Here is a 21,670-nt window from a genome sequence, read left to right on the forward strand (position 1 = left end):
CTACTTCTTCATGGGCAGGCCGCTGCGGACGACGGGGACTCGGTCCAGCTGGTAGTCGTTCGCGTAGGAGCCCTGCAGCAGGCCCGTCTTCACCGTGTAGAAGTTCTGCAGGCTGATGGCGACCTGGAACGAGAAGTCCGTGGAGTAGACGCGCGGATCCATGGAGGTGGCGGCCGGCACGTTCTGGAACCACTTCATCCACTCCTTCGAGCCCCCCCCCTTGGGCGGCGTCGCGCCGCCGTCCGGAACGGAGCCCGGCGGCACCAGCGCCGTCACCGCGGGGTACTGCGCCGTGATGTGGCAGCCCAGGCACGAGGTGGTGTTCAGGTCCGCGGGCCCGTTCAGCCGCCCGTTCCACCCCAGGTGCTGCGGCGGCAGCTGCTGCGAGGCGAAGATGACGCCCTGCTTCAGGTCCGGGTTGATCTTCGTCTGGGTGGGCGGGAACGGATTGGTGGCGTTCACCGTGTTCTCGGGATCATTGCCCCACATGAGCCCCACCGGCACGAGGTTCAGGAACTTGTTGGGGTTGTTCACCTGGCCGTTGTACGCGAACGTCCCGAACACCCAGCCCGTCCCGTCCTTGCCCTCGGCGCGCACGTCGCGCACGGCGATGTCCATCTGCAGCAGGTTGACCTTGCCCACCACGCGCGGCTTGGTGCTGTAGAAGGACTCGGTGATGTACGCCGTCCACTGCAGGGGGTTCTCGAGGAACGGGAGCTTGTCGTCACCCTGGGGCGCGTCGGTGAACAGCAGCTTGGCGAACACGGTGCCCGGCGGGAAGCCGCCGCCGTAGCGCGCGTCCGTCGTCTTGGGGTCCGGGTTCATGGGGTCCTTCCACATCCGGCCCAGCGTGTACCCCGCCATGTCGTTGACCAAGGTGATGGCGTAGACGGAGTAGCTCCCGTCCTTGCCCTTCTGGCCCGGCCCGAGCTGCAGCGGGCTGAGCGGCGCCTCCTTGATCAGCCCGTGGAAGCCCTCGGTGCCCCCATTCGGAGGATAGGCGTTGGGCCCCGTCGCCGTCGGGTGGAGCCAGGGGATGTGGTACCAGCCACGCTTCGAGTTCTTGAAGGGATCCCAGTCCGGCAGGTTGCCCTCGAAGGCGTAGTCCCGAACGGCCAGCAGGTACTCCAGCGGGTTCTTCCGGAAGTCGATCTTCTGGACGAAGTCGGGCTGCTTCTTCGGCTTGACGGTGGGGAAGTCCGTCTTCAGGCGGAACAGCGGCTGATCCGAGTACTTCTGCATGTACTCGTCGACGGGGACCATGAAGCCAAAGTCCGGGAAGGGGCTCTGCTCGAGCTTGTAGCCCTCGGGCTTGCGCAGCAGGGCCGCGGCCTCGGCCGGATCCTTGGCCAAGGCCGCCGGTGCGGGCGCGGTGACCTGGGCGAGCGCCCCGCTCGAAACCACTGACAGCGCCACCGTAACGCCCAGCAGGGCGGACCGCGAGAAGCCGCGTCGGCAGAGCCGGGCGGCCAGGGTTGGGGAGTTCATTCCGTGTCTCCTGACTTGGAGTGGGGGATCGCGTTACACCGTGAGATCGCTCGGGCTGACCTCGCAGGCCTCGCGCACTGCCTGCACGGTGGCCGGGGCATCCAAGCGGAAGAGTCCATTGAGCTTGCGCTCCAGGCGAGAGGCGCGGATGGCCGCCTTCACCGCCAGGAACACGCTGGTGGCCAGCACCAGCGGCGGCTCGCCGATCTCCTTCGAGGAGAAGATGCCGTCGGTGGGGCTCTCCGGCACGTCCACCGAGTCGCGCGGGAACAGGTACACGTTGAGCTGCAGCGGGATGCTGGTGATGGCGGGCGGCTTGTAGCGCCAGGTGTTCAGCGAGTTGAGGCGCCCGGCCTCTGGGCCATTCGGCTCGAACTCCAGCTTCTCGGACAGCACGTAGCCGATGCCCTGGACGAAGGCGCCCTCCACCTGGCCCACGTCGATGGCCGGGTTGAGGCTCCAGCCCATGTCGTAGACGAGATCCGAGCTGATCACCTTCGTCTCGCCCGTGAGGATGTCCACCTCCACCACCGAGCACGCGGCCGAGTAGGTGAAGCCGACGAACGAGTCGAACGCGCCGGGGTTCTTGTCCTTGGGGAACTCTTTGGCCTCCCCATAGGCGTTCTGGTAGTCGGGCAGGGTGCACTGCTTGTACGGGGGCTTGTAGGTGATCACCGGCACCGGCGTCTCTCCTCCTGGGATGGGAGCGGTGAAGGTGGCCACCAGGCTCACGCGGTACTGGTAGGCCAGGGCCACCAGGTTCTGCCAGATGAGCTTCGGCGGCGCGTCATTGATCTTCACCTTCGTGTTCCAGCCCGCCTGACCGTGGTTCCAGAAGTCGATGCCCAGCCCCTTGCACCAGTCGTTGCCCTTCTCCTTCAGCATCTCGTAGCCGAAGGCCATCAGGCGCGCGCTGAGCTCCTGGCAGGTGCGCTTGACCGCCTCGCCGTTGTAGGCCGTTCCGGTCGACGCGCCGGTGCTGGACGGGTTGGGGGTGACGAGCGTCTTCGGGGCCTCCACCTGGATGAGCTCCATGGGCACGTTCAGCACGTAGGCGGCGATCTGGCGGACCTGCGTCAGCAGGCCCTGTCCCATCTCCACGCCTCCCTGGTGGATGACGATGCTGCCGTCGGCCTGGAACACCGAGACGACCGCGGCCGCCTGCTCCAGCATCACCAGGTTGTAGCCCGAGCCGTACTTGACGGGCATCATCGCCAGCCCGCGCTTGCGCCACTTGTTCTGCTTGTTGAAGTCGTCCACCTCTTGGCGCTTCGTCTTGTAGTCGCACTGCTTCTTCAGGTAGGCCCAGACCTCACGCATGTAGCAGTACGAGAGGGCCTGGCCGAACGGCGTCACATCCCCGCGCTGATAGAGGTTCTTCTCCCGCACGTCCTCGGGCAGCATGCCGATGGAGAAGGCCGCGTCATCCACGGCGTTCTCCAGCATCAGCTTGCCCTGGATGTCTCCGAACGCCCGGAACGCGGTGCTGGGCGCGGTGTTGGTGCGGCACACGTCGATCTGGCTCTCGAAGTTGGGGATCAGATACGCGTTGTCCGAGCGCGCCTGGATGCAGTTGGAGACGATGAACGAGCAGTCGTAGAAGGCGCCGCCGTCTCCCCACATCTTGTTGAGCAGGCCGCGGATGCGGCCCTTGTCCTCCGGGTTCACCTCGCCCTTGTCGATGGCGATCTGGTACTGGCTGAAGTAGGCGTGGCGCTTGCCAATCATCGCCGTGTCCTGCTCGCGCGAGAGGACCAGGCGCACCGGCCGCTTGGTCGCGTACGCGGCGATGGCCGCCGCGCCCACCACGAAGCGGGTCTGCTCCGTCTTGCCGCCGAAGCCGCCGCCCACCGGAGGCACCTGCACGTCGACGTTGTTGTACTGCACGGCCAGCGTCATGGCGGCTGTCGTGTGCATCTCCTGGGGGCTCTGCGTGGAGGGCCGGATCAGCATGCGCTGGCCGTCCAGGGGCTCGGCGATCGCCGCCTGCGTCTCCATGTAGAAGTGCACCTGGCCACCGCACGTCTGCGTGCTCTCGATGACCTGACAGGGGATGCCGTCCAGCGTCGCCTGCCGGTTGACGGGTTTCCGGTTCACCTGCTTCTTGTCGGTGCCCTGGGGGATGATGACCGGGTCCTTGGGGGTGACCCAGTCGAACCGGCTCCCGTTGCGCGTCACCTTCCAGACGTGCGACACGAAGGGGGCCTGGGTGGGCCAGTCGGGGTAGATGCTCTCCTTGACGATGGCATCGTCCAGCGTCAAGACGGGCTCGGCCCACCAGGGCGGGCCCCCCTTGGGCGGCTGGTACGGGCCGTAGGCGATGCACCGCTCGCTGACGTACCCGGCGATGCGCTCGGCCTCCTGCTCCGTGCCGGCGAGCACCAGCGCGATGGACTGGCCCACGTAGTCGACCTGGCCCTCGGCGAGGATCGGCTGGTCGGAACCCATGCCCTGCTTGTTGATCCGGCCGTCCTTGAAGACTTCGCAGGTGACCAGATCGACGAAGCCCCTGTAGCGGCTCGAGAGGTGCTCGCGCAGCTCGCTGACGTCGACCTCCTCGTCACTGCCGGGGATGACGAAGTGGTAGGTGGCCAGGGCCCGCCGGCTCTGGACGAACGAGGCATTGACGGTGCGCGGCGGGACCGCGAGCTCGTGGGTGTAGTGAAGCTGTCCCGAGGCCTGCTGCATCGCGGTGGACTTGATGTAGGGCAGCGCGACCGGGGCCTTGTAGTACTGGGGCTCGTAGTGCTGCGTGCCGTCGCTGACGCCCCAGTGGCCCCAGTTGATCTCTCCGGCCGACTGGACCGGCTTCGGGACATCGCCTCCGCGCTCGACCAGCGCATTCACCACGGCCTTGTAGAGGAACGCCGTGGCGAGCTGTATCCGGTACTTGTCCGTGAAGCCCTCCGACGGCAGCCCTTGCATGCGCTTGGACCAGCGCGCGAGCTCGGCGCCGACCTCGGCGTCCAGGCTCTTGGCCAGGGACGGGACGGCGGCCAGGGACAGCGGCTTGCCCACCATCAACTTCTCCGTCTTCCGGGCGCGCCACGGGTAGGGCGCGATGCCGCCGAACACCAGCACGGCCTCCTCCACCTCCAGCGAGCGCGACAGGTGCAGCCGGCTGGTCCCGTTGATGATGCTGTGCGCGTTCACGTCGCGCAGCGCCACCTTCTGCGCGAGGACGACCTCGTTCCGCTTGCCGAAGGGCACCAGGTAGGTGAGCAGGACGATGGAGTCGGCCAGCTCGGGCCTGGCGATGACCCGATCCACCAGCTCCTGGGTCGTGCAGCGCTCGGGCTTGGCGTCCTCTCCTCGCTCCGTGTCCAGGAACTCGATCGCCGCGTCGATGGCGGCCAGCACCGTGAAGACATCGGACGGGAACGGCTCGCCGGTGCCCGCGGCGATGTGCTTGAGCACCAGCATGGAGTTGCCGCCCAGCGACGCCGCGTTGCGCACGATGCGCCCGGCGGTCCGCCGCGCCATGAAGCGGGTGGCGCCCAGCCGCGTCGTCTCCGCGTAGTGCGTCTCTCCATCCTTCCGGGCCTTGGCCTCGCCGCGCGAGAGCATCGTGCTCTCCAGGATCTGGATGAACTCGCTGTAGTTCATGCCCGCCCCGACCCTCAGCCCGCCATCCATCTCCTTGGGCGGCGCGTTCAGCTCGGGGATGAACCGGATGTCGAGGAAGATCTCCGTCTCCAGGTACTCCTCCTTGTAGATGCCGTAGGAGGTGTTGGAGTGGATGAGGCGGAACTTCTTGCCCTGGTACTGGCGCATGAGGCCCGCGAGCTCGGCCAGGGCGGTGGGAGTCCGCCAGACGCGCGAGCCGTCCTCCACCGAGACGCCATTGGCGGACGTCTGGGCCTCGGGCGGGAACGGGATCACGACGTTCGGAGCGGGGAGCTGCGAGGCGGCGTAGTCATCCGGCAGGCACTTCATCCGGTTCTCTTCGTCCTCCTTGGTCCAGTTGGAGGCGAACGTCTTCATGCCGGTGAGGATGGAGCGGTAGCCCGTGCACCGGCAGAGATTGCCGTCGAAGATGTCCTCGATCTCCTGCTTGGTGGCCTTAGGGTGGTTGACGATGAACTCGGACATGTTCATCACGAAGCCCACGGTGCAGTAGCCGCACTGGGTGCCGTTGTTCATGGCCAGGCGGTGGGCCACGGGGTTCATGCCCTGGTGCGAGAACTCCGTGGGGTGAACCGGCACCTCCTCTCGGAGCGTCGCCTTCAGGGCCTTGGGCTTGGCCTTGTTGACGCTGGCAATCACCTCGAGGCGCTTCTTGTTGGCATCTTCCTGGGCCTTCGTCAGCGTCGGCTGGGGAGGGTTCTTCATCTCCGGCACCGCGGAGGCCCGGAAATAGGTGGCGGAGTGAACCAGGTGCGCGGGGTTGGGCCGCCGCGCGGCGCCGGTGCCCTCCACCGTCGTCACCACCATGCCCTCGATCGCGAGGACCGGGCGCAGGCACGAGTTAATGGCGCGATGCTCGGCGCGATGCTTCTTCTCGTTCCAGTTCGAGAGGATGACGGTGCATCCACCGCATCCGCCCTGGCCGCAGGGCTTCTTCGGGCCCGCTAGCGCGACCTCGGGAGATCGCAGGTAATCGATCAACAGCAGGTCTGGAGATGGATCCTCGATGGTGACGGATCTGCCATTGAGAAAGAACGAGACTTGCTTGGCCATGACACTCCCCGACGTGAAAGCGGGCCACACTAATGGTGCATTTCTGACAGAGCAATCGTTGTCCTGTTTTCTTTTCGAAGAAACGGCCTTGCGCTGCGCGCGAAAGCGTCAGTGTGGCCGCGCTTCAACTCCCCAGGGTCCTTCCCATGCGCCGAATCATCCCAAGCCTCGTCCTCGTCAGCCTGTGGTCCGCCTGCGTCCGTACGACGCCCGCGCCCTCGGAGTCCTCGGAGTCGAAGAAGCCGAGCGCCCAGTCCATCCGCGCGGCTCCCGACAAGGTCGCCCGGGAGTTCAACCTGCGTCCCCTGGAATCAGGAGTCACCCCGGCCGTGGAAGGCGCGACGGGCAGCCCCAACGGAGGCCCCGGCAGGGCGGCCACCTTCGGGCTCTACGTCCTGGCGCTCTCGTGGTCTCCCAACTTCTGCTGCAGCCACTCGGAGAAGCAGGAGTGCCAGGGGCTGGATGGCAGCTTCGGAGCCACGCACCTGACGATCCACGGCCTGTGGCCGAACTACACGGACGCGCAAGCGCAGAAGGCGGGAGCCAGCTGGCCTCAGTACTGTGCCCCCTACAGCTCCTGCAACTCGAAGAGCCCCGCCGCTGGCTGCGACCCGGACCCCGCCACCATTCCGGCGGACATGAAGACCTATGGTCCCGGCTACGTGTCCGATAACGACTTCCTGGCGGACCACGAGTGGCCCAAGCACGGCAGCTGCACGGGGCTGGACTCCGGCACCTACTTCTCCTCGGCCATCTCCGCGTTGAAGGGCCTGCCGGGCGACCAGGGCACTCCGGCGCTGCTGACGCAGAGCGTGGGCGGCACGGTGGCGGCCACGGATCTACAGGCTGCCTTCGGCTCCCCCGAGTCCGTCATGCTCAGCTGCGACTCGAGCTGCAACCTGACGCAGGTGAGCATCTGCCTGGCGAATGCGGCCTCGGGCCAGCCTTCGACCCGGACCGCCTGCCCGAGCAACACGACGGGCTCCGCCTACGACAACGGCTGCTTCGTCAACCATTGCCAGAACGTGACGGTTCAGGCCGCGGGCCAGTGTTCTTCCGGCAGCTCTGGCTCCAGCGGCAGCGGCGGTCAGTGCAGCAGCCCTGGCCAGGGGCCCGCCTGCACCGAGGACTCGTCCTGTGTCTCTCAGGGCTACCTGCGCTGCGCGAAGTCCGGCTGCTGCACCACCGTGCCCCACTAGGCCTCCCCGTCCGGCGCCGAACCTCCGCCGTTGCTCTCCAGGCAGGCGTGGCCTTGCGCTCGCTCGTGCCGTGCCCCGCCCTGCCGCAGTGCGGATGTTTCTCCTTGGACACTTCAACCCGGAGGGAAACCCATGGACGGAGGACTGGCCATCTTCGGCTTTGGTCTTTTCTTGCTGTCGATCGCGGGCCTGTATGCTCGATCGGCGTTCGGGCTGGCGTTGTTCGTGCTCGCCCTCTCGCTCGTGTCGATGGGCATGGCCTTCAGCGAGTCGAAGCGCCTGCGGGAGGTGTCGCTTGGGATCGGCGTCCTGCTGCTCGGCGCCACCATCGTGAGCCTCATCGTCGGCGTCGTGTGGTGGATGGTGCTGGCCACGGCCCTCTTCGCCCTGGCCTTCGGGGTGCTCTGGGCGGAGTTCCGCTTCTCCGGCTTCGGCAACGTCACCGCGGACCAGGTGCCTCACCACGAGCGCGGCCGGTGGCGCATCCACTGGCCTCGCCGCGCTCACCGTATGTAGGCGCGTGGCACCTCACGGGGGCCGCGGCGTCACCTGTCCCGCGTGCACGTCCATCCACAGCGTGTCCGCGGCCGCCGCGCCCCGCACCAGCGAGCCGTCCGTGGTGGTGAGGAACACCTGCGCGCCGCTCTGGGCCAGGTAGCTCATCAGGTACGCGTTGCGCTCTGGATCCAGCTCGCTCGACACGTCGTCCAGCAGCAGCAGCGGCAGGAAGCCCATGGCGGTGTGCAGGTTTTCGATCTCGGCGATCTTCCACCCGAGCACCAGCGCCCGCTGCTGGCCCTGGCTCGCATAGGCCCGCGCGCTGCGCCCGCCCAGCGTCACCGTCACGTCGTCCACGTGCGGCCCCACCGAGGTGAAGCCTCGCTCCAAGTCCCTGCGCCGCCGCCCCGCCAGCGCCTCCAGCAGCGCGTCCGCCAGGCCTGTCTCTTCCGCCTCGGCGAAGTCCTGCCCCAGGTGCGAGGGGTGGTAGCCATACACCGCCGGATCCGGCGTGCGGCCAATGGAGGCGAACGTGGCCTGCGCCCGAGGCGCCAGCTCCGCCATCAACGCCCGCCGCCGCACGTACACCCGAGCCCCCGCGCGCGCGAGCGTCTCGTCATACGCGTCCAGGTACGCGGGATCCGCCGCGGGCCCCTCGCGCAGCAGCCGGTTGCGGTTCTTCAGCGCCCGCGCGTAGTCCCGGCTCTCCTTGAGGAAGGCGGGGAAGCGGTTGAACACCGCCCGGTCCAGGAAGGAGCGCCGCGCGTCCGGCCCGCCCTTCACCACCTCGAGATCATCCGGCGTGAAGGCCACCACCGAGACACCGCCGAAGTAGTCCTCCAGGCTCGCGGCCTTCTTGCCGTCCACCAGGGCCTGGCGCACCCCGTTGCTCACCTCCACGGAGATCTCCCGCTCGGCTCCCTTGAGGAGGAAGCGGCCCGTCACTCGAGCGCCCTGCGCGCCCCAGCGCACCAGCTCCGCCAGCCGGCCCGCGCGCAGCGGCTTGAGCGTGGCGAGGAAGTAGAGCGCCTCCAACAGGTTCGTCTTGCCCTGGCCGTTCTGCCCCACGGCGATGGTGGCGTGGGGACTCGGCGCCAGGGAGACCTGGTGCAGGTTGCGGAAGTCCTGGACGTGGAGCGCGAGCAGGCGCATGGCCTCACACACCCTAACGCTCTCGGGGCGGCCGTGGGGGCTCAACCTGCTCCCCTGCCCAGGGGCTGGCCGAACCTGGACGTCCTTCCGGCGGCGTCACCCTCCCGGGCGAGCCACGGCCCGGGCCGCCTGGACGAGCTCCACCAGCCCCTTCGCCTCCGAGCTGAGCTCTCGGGAAGGCAGCGCCGCGCGCTCGGGAGAGAACAGCCGGGCGGGGGTGCGCGCCTGGCCTCGGAGGCGGATGAACAGGTGCAGCGCGTCTCGCAACGGCTCCACGTCCGGGCCGGCCTCGCTCCGGGCCCGGAACGCCGCGCTGCCCAGGCGGGCCCAGGCGGCCTCTTCGTTCCACACCCCCACGGGCCGGGCCCGGGACAGCCGCGCCAGCTCGGCGGCCAGCTCGAAGAGGCCCGCCCTGCCCTCACCGAAGGCGCCTCCCGCCGCCAGCCGCGCGTCCGGAGAAGTCTCGCTCGCCGCCAGCCACACCAGCAGCTCCGGCACCTCCGCCTCGCGCGCCTCCAGGGGGGCGAGCCGCGCCTCCAACAGCTCGCCCAGCCGGGCGCGCGCCACGTCGTGCCAGAAGGCCGCGTGCAGCAGCAGCTCCGGCCCGCTCCGAGGCGCTCGCACCGGCGCACGGCGCACGCGGCGCTGGAGGAAGGCACGAACCTTGCCGCTCCCATCGAAGTGATCCAATCGCTCCCACAACGCCCGCAGCGCCACCTCGGCCAGGGGGAGCGCGCGGCAGAGCTCCTCCGCCTCGGGGACGTTGAAGGGCAAGGCCCCCTCGGGCGTGGGCCGCTTGAAGACGCGCTCGAAGGCCTCGGCGGCGGCGCACGCGGCGCGCAGCTCCGGAAGGTTGCGCGGCAGCACCTCCACCGCCCGAGCCCACGCGCGCCGTCCCAGCAGCGGCCCGGTGTTGAGCACCTCCTCCTCGAGCCGCAGCAGCGCCGCGCCCAGAGAGTCCGGCGGCTCGCCCGGGGCCAGCCTGCGCCCCACCGCGTGAGCCACCTCCTCGCGCAGGTGTTTCACCTCCTCCATCAGCTTCACCGGGGCCAGGTGCCGAGGCCACCCTTCGGCGGCGGCGCGACGGCCCACGGCGGCCAGGGTGACATCCACCTCCGGCTGGGCCAGGGCCACCTCGCGCAGCAGCTCCAGGTTCGACCGGACGCGATCCCTCCAGAAGAAGGCGTTCAGCAACCCCCGCAGCGCGCGGTAGCGCAGGCGCGTGGCCTCCAGGAGGTCCGCTCGGTCCTCCAGCCTTGCCCGCAGGGTGTCGGGGTGGGTCGCCACGATTCCTCCACTATAAAGAGGAGTCGGGCTGTCGGCAGGCCTCCCCTCTCGAGCCCGAGGCTGGTGAACGGTCAACCCCCCTTGGCAGGAGCCTGTCGCACCGGCGATGTTGACTGTCTTGAAACGAGGCCACCCATGAAGCTCCCGCCGTCTCCCCTCGCCGCTCTCGCCGTCGCGCTCCTGGCCGCACCGCCGGCCCTCGCCATGGATCAGCGACAGGCGGACGCCAGCTGCGCCTCATGGAAGCTCGAGTGTCCGAAAGGCGCCACGGCCCCCACCGGCCCGGCCAAGAAGGCGGGCGTGCTGGAGTGCAAGGCGAAGGGAGGCGCCGTGAAGGAGGGCCCGTCCGTGTCCTGCAAGGACGGGAAGGCGCTGGCCTGGGGGGATTGGAAGGCGGGCAAGAAGCACGGGCTTCAGGTGACGATTCGCCCCAACGGCTCGTGGATAGAGGAGCTCTTCGCGGAGGGCAAGCAGGAGGGGCGCTCGGCGGAGTACAGCGCCGACGGTCAGCTCCTGAAGGAGACGTACTTCCAGGCCGGGAAGAAGCACGGCCCCGAGCGCACCTTCCAGGTGGACGGAACGCTGGCCACCGAGGAGCTCTGGGACAAGGGCGTGAAGGGCAAGAAGCCAGCGCCCACGGCCGCGGCGAAGCCCAAGGCGCGGGCGGCGGCTCCGGCGGGCGAGACCCCGTAGCGCTCGAGGAGCCAGGCCGCCAGCGGAGGAGAACCCGGCCGGCGAGCCCGTACCGCCCCGCGCGTCAGACGCGCATGGGCATGACGACGGCGGTGAAGCTGCGGTCGCCGGGGGCGTGGATGACGCCGGGGCTGTGCTCGTCACCCAGCTCGAAGGACACCTCATCGGTCTCCAGCACGGAGAGCACGTCGGTGAGGTAGCGCGCGTTGAAGCCGATGGTGATGTCCCCGCCGCGGTAGGCCACGTCGAGCACGTCCTTGGCCTCGCCCAGGTCCGGGTTGTTGGAGGTGATGAGCAGCTTGTTCTCCTCCAGGCCGATGCGCACCGCGTAGCTCTTGTCCGCCGAGAGCAGCGCGATGCGCTTGAGGCTCTCGAGGAAGCTCGTCTTGGGCACCATCACCACCTTCTCGCCTTCCTTGGGGATGACGCGCTGGTACTCGGGGAACTGCCCGTCGATGAGGCGCATCACCATGGTGAGGCCCGGCTTCTTGAAGAGCGCCGAGTTCTCCGCGAAGCCCAGGTGGCACTCGGCGTCGGGGGCCTCATCCAGCAGGCGCTTGAGCTCCATCAGGCCCTTGCGGGGGATGATGACGCCGCTCTTGAGCTTGAAGTCGCCGGTCAGCTCACGCTCGATGAGCGAGAGCCGGTGCCCGTCCGTGGCGACCATGCGGACCTTGCCGCCGGCCTGGGGCTCGAAGAAGACACCGTTGAGGATGTAGCGCGTCTCGTCCGAGGAGATGGCGAACTGGGTCTTCTTGATCATCTCCAGCAGCACGTTGCCGGAGATCTGCACCAGCGGAGCGTTCTCCTCCTTGGGCAGCTTGGGGTACTCCTCGGCGGCCATGCCGACGATCTTGAAGTGCGCCGAGCCGCTGGAGATGTCCACGTAGTTGTTGGCCAGCTTCTTGAGCGTCACCTGCGCGTCCGGCAGGTTCTGGACGATGTCGAAGACGTACTTGGCGCTGAGGGTGACGGAGCCGGGCTTGGAGACCTCGGCGGGGTGCTCGGAGACGACGCCGATGTCGAGATCGAACGCGGTGACGGTGACGCCGCCCTTGGTGGCGTTGACGAGGACGTTGGCGAGGATGGGCATCGTCGTCTTGCGCTCCACGATGCCCTGGGCGCGGTAGAGGGCCTTCTTCAGCTCGTCGGTAGCGATGCGGAATTCCATCGGGGGGCTTCCTCGGTCCTCTGAAAGACGAATCGACCTGGGGGGGTGTAGCCTGGGGGAAGGGGTGCGTCAACGAACCGGCTCGCGGCGGTGTGAACCAGTGCCCCAGGCTGGCCGATCAGCGGCGCAGTCCGGCCCCCACCTGCTCGGACATTCAGGTGGGACAAACACGGATCGTGAAGACGGGTCCACGCTGCCCTCTTACGGCGTCCAACCCGTCCAGTCACCTGAATTCTTCACGCCCTGGTGGGTAGGGCGCCGCTCCACCCATCCCCGGGCATCCAGGCGGGCCTGAAACTGGAAGAGGGAGCGCTACGTATAGAAGAGGAACCCAGGAGGTCACCCATGGACATGCCCGCCACCGCAGCGCCGCTGACAAAGACGGACGACGAGTGGAAGAAGCAGCTCAACCCGGAGCAGTACCGCATCCTCCGCAAGAAGGGGACCGAGCGGGCATTCACGGGGGCGTACTGGAACAACCACGAGGCCGGAACGTACCGGTGCGCCGGCTGCGGCCAGCCGCTGTTCACCTCGGAGACGAAGTTCGACTCGGGCACGGGCTGGCCCAGCTTCTGGGCCCCGGCGGCCAAGGGACAGGTGGCCGAGCATGAGGACAGCTCGTTCTTCATGCGGCGCACGGAGGTGGTGTGCAGCCGCTGCGAGGGGCACCTGGGACACGTGTTCCCGGATGGCCCGGCGCCCACGGGGCTGCGCTACTGCATCAACTCGGCGGCGCTGACGTTCGACAAGAAGGGGTGACAGTCGACACTCGGACTGGCCTCCACGGCGGAGAGGACCGAGACTGAGGCCCCTTTTTCGAGGGCCTCTATGACCGTGCGTCCCTTCTTGCTGTCCATGCTGTGCCTCGGCCTGGTGGTCGGGTGCTCCACTCCTGTGACTCCTGACCCCATGCCCACTGACTCGAAGACTCCCACGCAGCAGACGAACCCCTCGGGCGGTACGCCCTCCACCGGAGCGGCCACGCAGGGCCAACAGCCGGTGGCCTATGTCGTGAAGAACAGCGGCATCCGCTGCATCGCGGCGCCCTGCCCCACGCACATCGCCAGGCCTGTGAATGATCCGAACGCGGAGGGGATCCAGATCCACCAGATCGACTTCCAGGACATCAACCCCTCGGACGACAAGCGGGCGGAGCTGATGAACCAGGCGGACGGCACTCCGGAGGGCCTGAAGGTGGAGGCCGTGCTGGAAAAGAAGCTGAAGGCCGGCCCCGCGGGAGACGCCACGGTGCTGCGTGTGAAGAAGGTTCTTCCGTAGCTCGCTGAGCCCGAGTGGCTCACCGGCCCGGGGGCCTCACGGCCTCCGGGCTTTTTCATGCCCGTGGACTCCACCGCCCGCTCACGGCGTGGGCGCGCGCACCATCACCACGGGCCGATCACTGCGCGCCATCACCGCCTGCGCCACTGAGCCCATCACCGCCCTCACCAGGCCCGTGCGGCCATGAGTGCCCATGCAGATGATGTCCACGCAGTGCCGCTCGGCGGCCTGGGTGATGACCCCCGCCACGTCATGCCCGGCCACCACCTCCACCTCCACCTTGCACCCGCGCTGAGCCGCCGCGCGAGGCACCCGCTCCTCGAGCTGCCGCCGCAACGCGCTCAACTGCTCCTCCGTCATCTGCTGCGGAGGCGTGACGTTCAGCAGGTGCACCGTCCCCCCCGGGGGCGCCAGCGCGCACGCGTAGGCGATGGCGCGATCCCCCAGCTCGGAGAAGTCCGTCGTCACCAGCACGGTGCGCACCTGCGGCAACTCCACGTCCACCCCATGCGAGGCGGCCTGCGTCGGCACACACGCCACCGACATCCTCGCCAGCCGCAGCGCGTGGTGAGACACGCTCCACAGCCTGCCCAGCGCCCGCCGGTGGTGCGTGCCCACCACCAGCAGATCCACCTTCTCCTCCGCCGCCAGCGCGACCAGATGGTCCGCGATGCGGCCCATGCCAATCTCCACCCGCACGCGCACCGGCTGGCCGCTCTCCGCCAGGGGCTCCACCAGCGCCGCCGCCTCCCGCTCCAGCGCGTCGCGCAGCTCCGGCGTCACATCCCCGAAGCCCAGCGGATTCTCCAGCCCCAGCCGCACCGCCTCCTCCTGGGCCCAGAAGACCCGGCCGCCAATCACCTCCACGGGCCCCAGCTTGCGCAGCGCCTTCACCCAGTCCCGTGCCGCCTCGAAAGGCAGCGAGCGATCCACCCCCAGCATCACCCGGAGCGGCCGCTCCCCACGCCCCCAGGCCTCGAGTGCCGGCACCTCCCGGACGATGAGCATCGGCACCTCGAGCGACTGCGCCAGCCGGTCCACCGTGCCCCCCAGCCCGAGGAAGGGCGTCTCGTGGCTGGGCGCCGCCGTCACCACCAACGTGGCCCGCTGCTTCATCGCGAAGTCCTGGAGCGCGGAGGCCGGCTCTCCGGTCAGCAGCGTGCGCTGGACCTGGGTGCCCTGCTTCTGCAGCCGCTTCGCCTCGTCTCCCAGCGCGGCCTCGGCGGCCTCCAGCAGCGGCTTGCCGAACGCCCGCACCGAGTCCGGCAACAGCACATGGACGAGCCACAGCGGCTGGCCCTCCTTCCGGGCGAGCAGGGCCGCGGCATCACAGGCCGCCTGGGCGGCCTCGGAGAAGTTGGTGGCGCAGACGATGGGCATGGTGCCTCCGCATGGAACTTCTACTCTTCTGTTCACACCGCGTGCCAGGCTCCTAACGCGCGGGCACCCGGAGCACCTGTTCCGCCTTCACCTCGTGCACGAGCGGCTCGCCGCGCTCGAAGGCCTGAACGCTCGCCAGGGTGGTCTCGGCGATGTTGCCCAGCGCCTCGCGCGTGAGGAAGGCCTGGTGCGAGGTGACGAGCACGTTGGGGAAGGTGAGCAGCCGCGCCAGCACATCGTCCTGCAGCACCTTGCCGCTCAAGTCCTGGAAGAAGATCCCTTCCTCCTCCTCGTAGACATCCAGCCCCGCCGCGCCGATGTGCCCGTGCTTGAGCGCGTCGATGAGCGCCCGGCTGTCGATGAGCGCGCCACGGCCGGTGTTGATGATCATCACCCCGGGCTTCATCTTCTCCAGCGCTCCGGCATCCACCAGGTGATGGGTGCCGGGCGCCAGCGGCACGTGCAGGGTGATGATGTCCGCCTCGCGGTAGAGCGTCTCGAGCGTCACGTAGCGCGCCCCCAGCTCGCGCTCCAGCGCGGCATCCGGCGCGGCGTCGAAGCACAACAGCCGGCACCCGAAGCCATGGAAGATGCGCGCCGCCGCCCGGCCGATGCGCCCCGTGCCCACCACGCCCACCGTCTTGCCGTGCAGATCGAAGCCCACCAGCCCATCCAGCGAGAAGTTCCAGTCGCGCACCCGCGCATAGGCCTGGTGGATGCGGCGGTTGAGCGCCAGCACCAGCGCCACCGCGTGCTCGGCCACCGCGTAGGGCGAGTACTCGGGGACGCGGACCACCTTGAAGCCCAGCCGGCCCGCGGCCACGAGATCCACGTGGTTGTAGCCCGCCGAGCGCAGCGCCACCAACCGCGTGCCCCCGGCGTACAGCGCCTCCAGCGTGGCCGCGTCCAGCTTGTCATTGACGAACGAGCACACGCCCATGAAGCCCTGGGCCAGCTGCGCCGTCTGCGCCGTGAGCCGCGGCTCGAAGAAGACGAGGGAGTGTCCGTGGCGGGCGTTGGCCGCCTCCAGGGCCTCCCGGTCGAATCGGTGTGTGTCGAAGACGGCCAGCCGCATGTTCGCTCCCGCTCTCAAGGTGGGGATGCGCCCGGAGCCCATCACCCTTCGTTGCAAGGCGCGCTCCCATGGTTGACGGGCGTCCGAGCGTGAAAATCCTGCGTGAGGCGGGGCTCTCCCGCGAAATTTGCGCCGCGCTATCGAGAATCCGCGGGCCTGGACGGGAGGCTCCCAAGCCCCATCGAGAAAGCGGGCGAGCGTCTTCCATGGGCCGCTTTATCTTCAATAGAGGCGCGGAGGTGTCCCCATGTTTCGCTGTCCATCCTGTGGTGCTTTCAATCGTGTGCCCCAGCCTGCTCCAGCGGGGACTCCCTCTTGTGGCCGCTGTCAGGGCGTACTGGATGTGTCGGGCAAGCCGCAGGAGGTGAACGGAGAGGCGCTCGCGCGGGCTGTCGCCTCATCCCCGGTGCCCGTGCTGGTGGATCTCTGGGCGCCCTGGTGCGCGCCGTGCCGGGCCGCCACACCCGTGGTGGAGGCCGTGGGGAAGGCCCAGGCGGGCCGGCTCCTCGTGCTCAAGCTGAACACGGATGAGCACCCGCAGGCGGCCTCGGCGCTGGGCGTGCGAGGCATCCCCACCTTCGTCGTCTACGCCCAGGGCCGCGAGGTGGCGCGGCGCAGCGGGCTCATGCCCCGAGCGGAGATGGAGCGCTGGGTGATGGAGGCCCAGGGAGGTTCAGCGGGCATGCGCACGTAGAGCAGGAGCGTTGGAAGGCTGGGGCCGAGGAAGGAGCCGAACCATGGACGACAGCGTCGCGCTGCTCACGGACCTGTACGAGTTCGCGATGGTAGACACCTACCTCGACGAGAACCTGCACGACGAGGCGGTGTTCAGCCTCTTCGTCCGCCGCCTCCCGGCGCGCCGCAACTTCCTGCTCGCCTGCGGCCTGGAGGACGTGCTGCGCTACCTGGAGACGCTGCGCTTCACGCCCGAGCAGCTCGACTACCTGGCCTCGCTCGACCGCTTCTCGGATCGGCTGCTGCGCTACCTCGAGCGCTTCCACTTCTCTGGAGAGGTCTGCGCGGTGCCCGAGGGGACTCCCATCTTCGGTGAGGAGCCCATCCTGGAGGTGGTGGCGCCGCTGCCCGAGGCGCAGCTCGTGGAGACGTACCTCCTCAACCAGATCCACCTGCAGACGCTGGCGGCCTCCAAGGCCGCGCGGGTGGTGGAGGCCGCGGGGGGCCGGCCGGTGATGGAGTTCGGCCTGCGTCGCATGCATGGCTCGGATGCGGGGGTGAAGGTGGCGCGTGCGGCCTTCATCGCCGGCATCGACTGGACTTCCAACGTGCTGGCCGGGCAGCGCTACGGCGTGCCGGTGGCGGGCACCATGGCGCACAGCTTCGTACAGGCGCATGACGACGAGCTGGAGGCCTTCCGGGCCTTCGTCCGCTGCTTCCCCGAGACCACCCTGCTGGTGGACACCTACGACACGCTGCGCGGCGTGCAGCACGTCATCCGCCTGGCCCGCGAGCTGGGTGACGGCTTCCATGTGCGCGCCATCCGGCTGGACTCGGGAGATCTGCTGGCGCTGTCACGCGCGGCGCGGCAGATGCTGGACGATGCGGGGCTGCAGCGCCTGAAGATCATCGGCAGCGGCAACCTGGATGAGGACTCCATGGCGCGGCTGCTCTCGCAGCAGGCCCCCATCGACGGGTTCGGCGTGGGGACCGCCCTGGGGGTGTCCTCGGACGCGCCCTGCCTGGACATGGTCTACAAGCTGGTCGCCTACGGGGGGAAGGATCGCATCAAGCTGTCCGCCTCCAAGGTGCTCTTCCCTGGGCGCAAGCAGGTGTTCCGCATGGAGGAGGAAGAGGTGGCTCGCCGGGACGTGCTCGCCCGCCATGGGGAGCAGCGGCCGGGCCGGCCCCTGCTGCGCCCGGTGATGCGCGCTGGGAAGCGGGTGGAGGGAACGTCGCCCTCGCTGGCGGAGATCCGCGAGTACTCCCGGCGCGAGCTGAAGCGGCTGCCTCCCGCGCTGCGGGGCCTGGAGCCCGTCACCCCTCCCTACCGCGTGGAGGCGAGTCCGGTGCTGGCCTGGACGCGCGAGCAGCTGACGGAGGCGTGGGAGGCGAGCCCATGAACGCGAGACGAGGAGGGCTGGAGATGCGGTTCCGAGATCGAGAAGAGGCGGGGCGGCTGCTGGCGGAGCGGCTGCGGGAGCACGTGGGAGAGACTCCGGTGGTGCTCGCGCTGCCCCGCGGTGGCGTGGCCGTGGGGTACGAGGTCGCCCGAGCGCTGGATGTCCCGCTGGACGTGATGATGGTGCGCAAGCTCGGCGTGCCGTGGCACCCGGAGCTGGGCATGGGCGCGCTCGCGGAGGGCGGCGCCCTGTACCTCAACCGGGAGGTGCTGGGCTCGGTGGACCTCACCGCCGAGGAGATCGCCAACGTGATCGCCGAGGAGACTCGGGAGCTCGAGCGGCGCGTTCAGCGCTACCGCGGAGGCCGGCCTCTCCAGGACCTGAGGGGACGCACGGTCATCCTCGTGGACGATGGGCTGGCCACCGGAGGCACGGCGCGTGCGGCGGTGGGAGCGCTCCGGGGCCTCGGAGCGCGGAGCGTCATCCTGGCGGTGCCGGTGGCAGCCTCCCAGACGGCGGAGGCGCTCCGCCAGGAAGTGGACAAGCTCGTCTGTGTCCAGGAGCCGAGCGACCTGTGGGCCATTGGCACCTGGTATGAGGACTTCCACCAGATGAGCGATGAAGAGGTGCTCGTGCTGCTGGATCAGGCCCACCGCCACCTGGGAGCGAGCCCGGCGAGCCCGTGACAAAGCGGACCTCCGCGTGCGACCCCCATCTCACGCGGAGGCCCGCCCCCACGAAACTCATGCGCCGCCCCCGGCGCCTCTTCAGCAACCCGCGTGCCGAGACCTCTCTCCCTGAGAAGACGCGCCCAGGCCCGCAAGAACTGCGTCACGGTCGGCCGCTCAACGCAAAGCATGCGGGGGCGTGAAGGCATGGCCTCACCGGAGGTTTCTGGAATGAAACCTGCTCCAAGCGAGCACTCTCAATGGAGGTTTCTGGCACGTGAGGGACTGGAGAGAGCGGTACGCGGACAAGGTGGTGACGGCGGACGAGGCCATCCGGGGGATTCCTCCGGGGCGGCGTATCCTCATCGGCTCGGGGGCGGCGGAGCCCGTCTCGCTGGTGAAGGCGATGGTGGAGAAGGGCCCCCACCTGGCCGACAACGAGGTGGTGCACCTGCTGACGCTGGGGCCCGCGCCCTACGTGGAGCCAGAGCACGCCGAGCGCTTCCGGCATATCGCCTTCTTCATCGGCGCCAACGTGCGCAGCGCGGTGCAAGAGGGCCGAGCGGACTTCATGCCGGTGTTCCTCTCGGAGATCCCTGAGCTGATCCGCACTCGGCGAGTCCGTATCGACGTGGCGCTGATCCAGGTGAGCCCGCCGGATGCACATGGCTACGTCAGCCTCGGCGTGTCCGTGGACATCGTCCGCAGCGCGGTGGAGTCGGCCACGCTGGTCATCGCCGAGATCAACCCGCGCATGCCGCGTACGCACGGGGACTCCTTCTTCCAAGTGAGCCGCATCCACAAGCTGGTGCCCGTGGACGCGCCGCTGCTGGAGCACCAGGCCGAGCCGCTGGATGAGGTGGCCAAGCAGATCGGCCAGCACATCGCCCGGCTCATCCCCGACGGGGCCACGCTGCAGACAGGCATCGGGAAGATCCCGGATGCGGTGCTGGCGCAGCTCGGCGATCACAATGACCTGGGCGTGCACACGGAGATGTTCTCCGACGGGGTGATGCGGCTGGTGGAGGCGGGCGTCATCACGGGGCGGCGGAAGACGCTGCTGCCGGGCAAGGTGGTGACGTCCTTCATCATGGGCAGCCAGCAGCTCTACGAGTGGGCGCACGAGAACCCTGCCATCGAGATGCGCCCGAGCGACTTCACGAATGATCCCGGCAACATCGCGCGCAATGACCGGATGATCGCCATCAACGGCGCGCTGGCGGTGGACCTCACGGGGCAGGTGGCGTCGGACACTTTGGGAGGCCACTTCTTCTCCGGCATCGGCGGACAAGTGGACTTCATCCGAGGAGCGCGGCGCAGCCGGGGGGGCAAGCCCATCATCGCCCTGCCCTCCACGGCGAAGGGGGGCAAGGTGAGCCGCATCCAGGCCTCGCTGGAGCCGGGCACGGGGGTCGTCACCAGCCGCGGCGACGTGCACTACGTGGTGACGGAGTACGGAGTGGCGGACCTGTGGGGGAAGAACATCCGCGAGCGAGCGCTGGCCCTGATCAACATTGCTCACCCGGACTTCCGCGCCGACCTGCTGTCGGCGGCGAAGGGGCGGCGCTTCGTGCTGCCGGATCAGGTGGTGCCCCGGGCGCGCTACCCGTGGACGGAGGAGCAGCGGGAGCGGACGCTCTCCGGAGCGGAGCTGCTCATCCGCCCGGCGCGCATCACGGATGAGCGGGCCCTGCAGGAGCTGATGTACTGCCTGACCGACGAGAGCTGCTACCGGCGGTTCCTGACGTACAAGAAGACGCACCCGCACGAGGAGATGCAGGACCTGGTGGACCAGGACTACGAGCAGAACATGGCGCTGGTGGCCTGCGTGCCGGGCACGGAGGAGATCATCGGCGTGGTGCGCTACGACGTGGAGCCCGCCACGCGGCTGGCGGACGTGGCCTTCGTGGTGCGCGACGACTGGCAGGGCAAGGGCGTGGGGACGCTGCTGATGCGACGGATCCGCGAGGCAGCCGTGGCGCGCGGCATCCCCGGCTTCCAGGCGGACGTGCTGGTGACGAACAAGCCCATGCTGGACGTGTTCCACGAGAGCGGGCTCAGCGTGCGCGCCACCCTGGAGGGTGGCACGTACCACCTGGAGATGCTCTTCCCCGAAGCCCACCCCAGTCCCGTGAACGCTTACTGCTACTCTTCCTCTTAGCTTTACTCATGCATCATCTCCTTCAGGCAGAATGCGGAAACACTTTACTGCTCAGCGCCCAAAGCCGCCCAGGGCCGTGCGGCTGAAGCTGGCGGCGCCCTGGCTCACGCGCACGGCGGACTGGCTGAAGACCTGGAAGGCCTGGCGGATCTCCTTGTCACTCTGGCCCGGAGTGAGGATCCACTTGTCCTCGATGCCCATGTCCCGGAACACCTTGCGGAAGTCCGTGCTGCCGTCGCTGATGCCCATCGCGGCGACGATGTGATTCTCGGCCCGCTGTAGGTCCTTCACCAGCGCCGCCACATCCTTGGCCCGGGAGTTCTGTGAGTGGCAGTCGCCTCCATCGGTGATGATCAAGGTGACGGTGCGAGCGGACACGCCGTTGCGAGTGAACTCCTGGGCCTTGGCCAGCACGGTGCCCAGCAGCACCACGGTCTGGTCATACAGCGGCGTGCCCAGGCTGGGGTTGTAGTTCTTGTCATGCATGCGCACGACGTCCTCGATCGGCCGGTATGGGTTGAGGACGAACCCGTTGAGGTAGCGGGTGTGGAACAAGACGGTGTCGCGCTGCTTGCTGTTCAGCAGCGAGTCCAGGACCTGGTTGTGCCCGTCGCACACCAGCTGGGCGTTGTTGGCGTGCTGAATGCTGCCGGAGTCATCCGGCATGACGGTGACGAGGACGACCTCGCTGGCCTGGACGTCGTCCACGCTGACGCCGAGCCCCGCTTGTATCTGCGCGCCCAGGTCCACGACGGTGAGCGCCTGGAGGCTGGCGGGGCTGAGGACGCCCTCGGCGTGGGCGCTCTGGAAGAGCTGCGAGACCTGGGTGCCGCTATTGCTAGTGCTCATGGAAGGGTTCCTT

General features: G+C 68.6%; 17 protein-coding genes. 9 read left to right on the forward strand and 8 right to left on the reverse strand.

Translation table 11 applies throughout. The features are described from left to right. A complete protein-coding gene (locus ACJ8AT_RS09750) occupies positions 1-1,488 on the reverse strand; it encodes a hypothetical protein (RefSeq protein ID WP_407737383.1) in 1,488 nt (495 codons plus the stop codon). A 33-nt stretch (positions 1,489-1,521) separates the two neighbouring features. Continuing rightward, a complete protein-coding gene (locus ACJ8AT_RS09755; protein ID WP_407737384.1) occupies positions 1,522-6,168 on the reverse strand; it encodes a molybdopterin cofactor-binding domain-containing protein in 4,647 nt (1,548 codons plus the stop codon). Between the two features lie 146 nt (positions 6,169-6,314). Here ACJ8AT_RS09755 and ACJ8AT_RS09760 point away from each other — a divergent pair, with 146 nt between their 5' ends. Both ACJ8AT_RS09760 and ACJ8AT_RS09765 read left to right on the forward strand, forming a co-directional pair. After that, on the forward strand, positions 6,315-7,367 hold the full coding sequence (locus tag ACJ8AT_RS09760; protein WP_407737385.1) for a ribonuclease T2 family protein: 1,053 nt from the start codon (positions 6,315-6,317) through the stop codon (positions 7,365-7,367). Between the two features lie 132 nt (positions 7,368-7,499). Beyond that, positions 7,500-7,883, forward strand: a complete 384-nt coding sequence (locus ACJ8AT_RS09765) for a hypothetical protein (RefSeq protein ID WP_407737386.1) — start codon at positions 7,500-7,502, stop codon at positions 7,881-7,883. Between the two features lie 12 nt (positions 7,884-7,895). Here the strand turns inward: ACJ8AT_RS09765 and recF are convergent, their stop codons facing one another. Both recF and ACJ8AT_RS09775 read right to left on the reverse strand, forming a co-directional pair. Continuing rightward, entirely contained in the window at positions 7,896-9,017 is a 1,122-nt protein-coding gene (gene recF / locus ACJ8AT_RS09770) for a DNA replication/repair protein RecF (RefSeq protein ID WP_407737387.1), read from the reverse strand. Positions 9,018-9,113: 96 nt separating this feature from the next. Then, positions 9,114-10,304: a hypothetical protein gene (locus ACJ8AT_RS09775; RefSeq protein ID WP_407737388.1), complete on the reverse strand. Its 1,191-nt coding sequence runs from the start codon at positions 10,302-10,304 to the stop codon at positions 9,114-9,116. 135 nt (positions 10,305-10,439) lie between these two features. Between ACJ8AT_RS09775 and ACJ8AT_RS09780 the strand changes: the two genes are divergently transcribed. Beyond that, the gene (locus ACJ8AT_RS09780) at positions 10,440-10,997 is read left to right on the forward strand and encodes a toxin-antitoxin system YwqK family antitoxin (protein ID WP_407737389.1); all 558 of its coding nucleotides are present in this window, start codon (positions 10,440-10,442) and stop codon (positions 10,995-10,997) included. A gap of 64 nt (positions 10,998-11,061) precedes the next feature. On the opposite strand, the gene dnaN is transcribed toward ACJ8AT_RS09780, so the two are convergent. Then, positions 11,062-12,168: a DNA polymerase III subunit beta gene (gene dnaN / locus ACJ8AT_RS09785; RefSeq protein WP_407737390.1), complete on the reverse strand. Its 1,107-nt coding sequence runs from the start codon at positions 12,166-12,168 to the stop codon at positions 11,062-11,064. A 345-nt stretch (positions 12,169-12,513) separates the two neighbouring features. On the opposite strand from dnaN, the gene msrB reads away from it, so the two are divergent. Next, the gene (msrB, locus tag ACJ8AT_RS09790; protein ID WP_407737391.1) at positions 12,514-12,927 is read left to right on the forward strand and encodes a peptide-methionine (R)-S-oxide reductase MsrB; all 414 of its coding nucleotides are present in this window, start codon (positions 12,514-12,516) and stop codon (positions 12,925-12,927) included. A gap of 150 nt (positions 12,928-13,077) precedes the next feature. Further along, positions 13,078-13,446, forward strand: a complete 369-nt coding sequence (locus ACJ8AT_RS09795) for a DUF6748 domain-containing protein (RefSeq protein WP_407737392.1) — start codon at positions 13,078-13,080, stop codon at positions 13,444-13,446. Between the two features lie 81 nt (positions 13,447-13,527). On the opposite strand, the gene ACJ8AT_RS09800 is transcribed toward ACJ8AT_RS09795, so the two are convergent. Both ACJ8AT_RS09800 and ACJ8AT_RS09805 read right to left on the reverse strand, forming a co-directional pair. After that, entirely contained in the window at positions 13,528-14,826 is a 1,299-nt protein-coding gene (locus ACJ8AT_RS09800; RefSeq protein WP_407737393.1) for a universal stress protein, read from the reverse strand. Between the two features lie 52 nt (positions 14,827-14,878). After that, positions 14,879-15,958, reverse strand: coding sequence for a 2-hydroxyacid dehydrogenase (locus tag ACJ8AT_RS09805; protein WP_407737394.1), 1,080 nt, complete (start codon positions 15,956-15,958; stop codon positions 14,879-14,881). Positions 15,959-16,244: 286 nt separating this feature from the next. On the opposite strand from ACJ8AT_RS09805, the gene ACJ8AT_RS09810 reads away from it, so the two are divergent. The 4 genes from ACJ8AT_RS09810 to ACJ8AT_RS09825 all read left to right on the forward strand — a co-directional run bounded on the left by ACJ8AT_RS09810 (position 16,245) and on the right by ACJ8AT_RS09825 (position 20,808). Continuing rightward, on the forward strand, positions 16,245-16,595 hold the full coding sequence (locus ACJ8AT_RS09810; protein WP_407737395.1) for a thioredoxin family protein: 351 nt from the start codon (positions 16,245-16,247) through the stop codon (positions 16,593-16,595). 43 nt (positions 16,596-16,638) lie between these two features. Beyond that, positions 16,639-17,979: a nicotinate phosphoribosyltransferase gene (locus ACJ8AT_RS09815; RefSeq protein WP_407737396.1), complete on the forward strand. Its 1,341-nt coding sequence runs from the start codon at positions 16,639-16,641 to the stop codon at positions 17,977-17,979. After that, positions 17,976-18,665, forward strand: a complete 690-nt coding sequence (locus ACJ8AT_RS09820) for a phosphoribosyltransferase (protein WP_407737397.1) — start codon at positions 17,976-17,978, stop codon at positions 18,663-18,665. Before ACJ8AT_RS09815 ends, ACJ8AT_RS09820 begins: the two co-directional genes overlap by 4 nt. Before the next feature lie 259 nt (positions 18,666-18,924). After that, the gene (locus tag ACJ8AT_RS09825) at positions 18,925-20,808 is read left to right on the forward strand and encodes a GNAT family N-acetyltransferase (RefSeq protein ID WP_407737398.1); all 1,884 of its coding nucleotides are present in this window, start codon (positions 18,925-18,927) and stop codon (positions 20,806-20,808) included. 51 nt (positions 20,809-20,859) lie between these two features. Here the strand turns inward: ACJ8AT_RS09825 and ACJ8AT_RS09830 are convergent, their stop codons facing one another. Then, positions 20,860-21,657, reverse strand: coding sequence for a hypothetical protein (locus tag ACJ8AT_RS09830; RefSeq protein ID WP_407737399.1), 798 nt, complete (start codon positions 21,655-21,657; stop codon positions 20,860-20,862). Between the last annotated feature and the right edge of the window lie 13 nt (positions 21,658-21,670).

Source organism: Hyalangium sp. (assembly GCF_045802625.1).
In the GTDB taxonomy this organism is placed as follows: Bacteria; Myxococcota; Myxococcia; order Myxococcales; family Myxococcaceae; genus Hyalangium.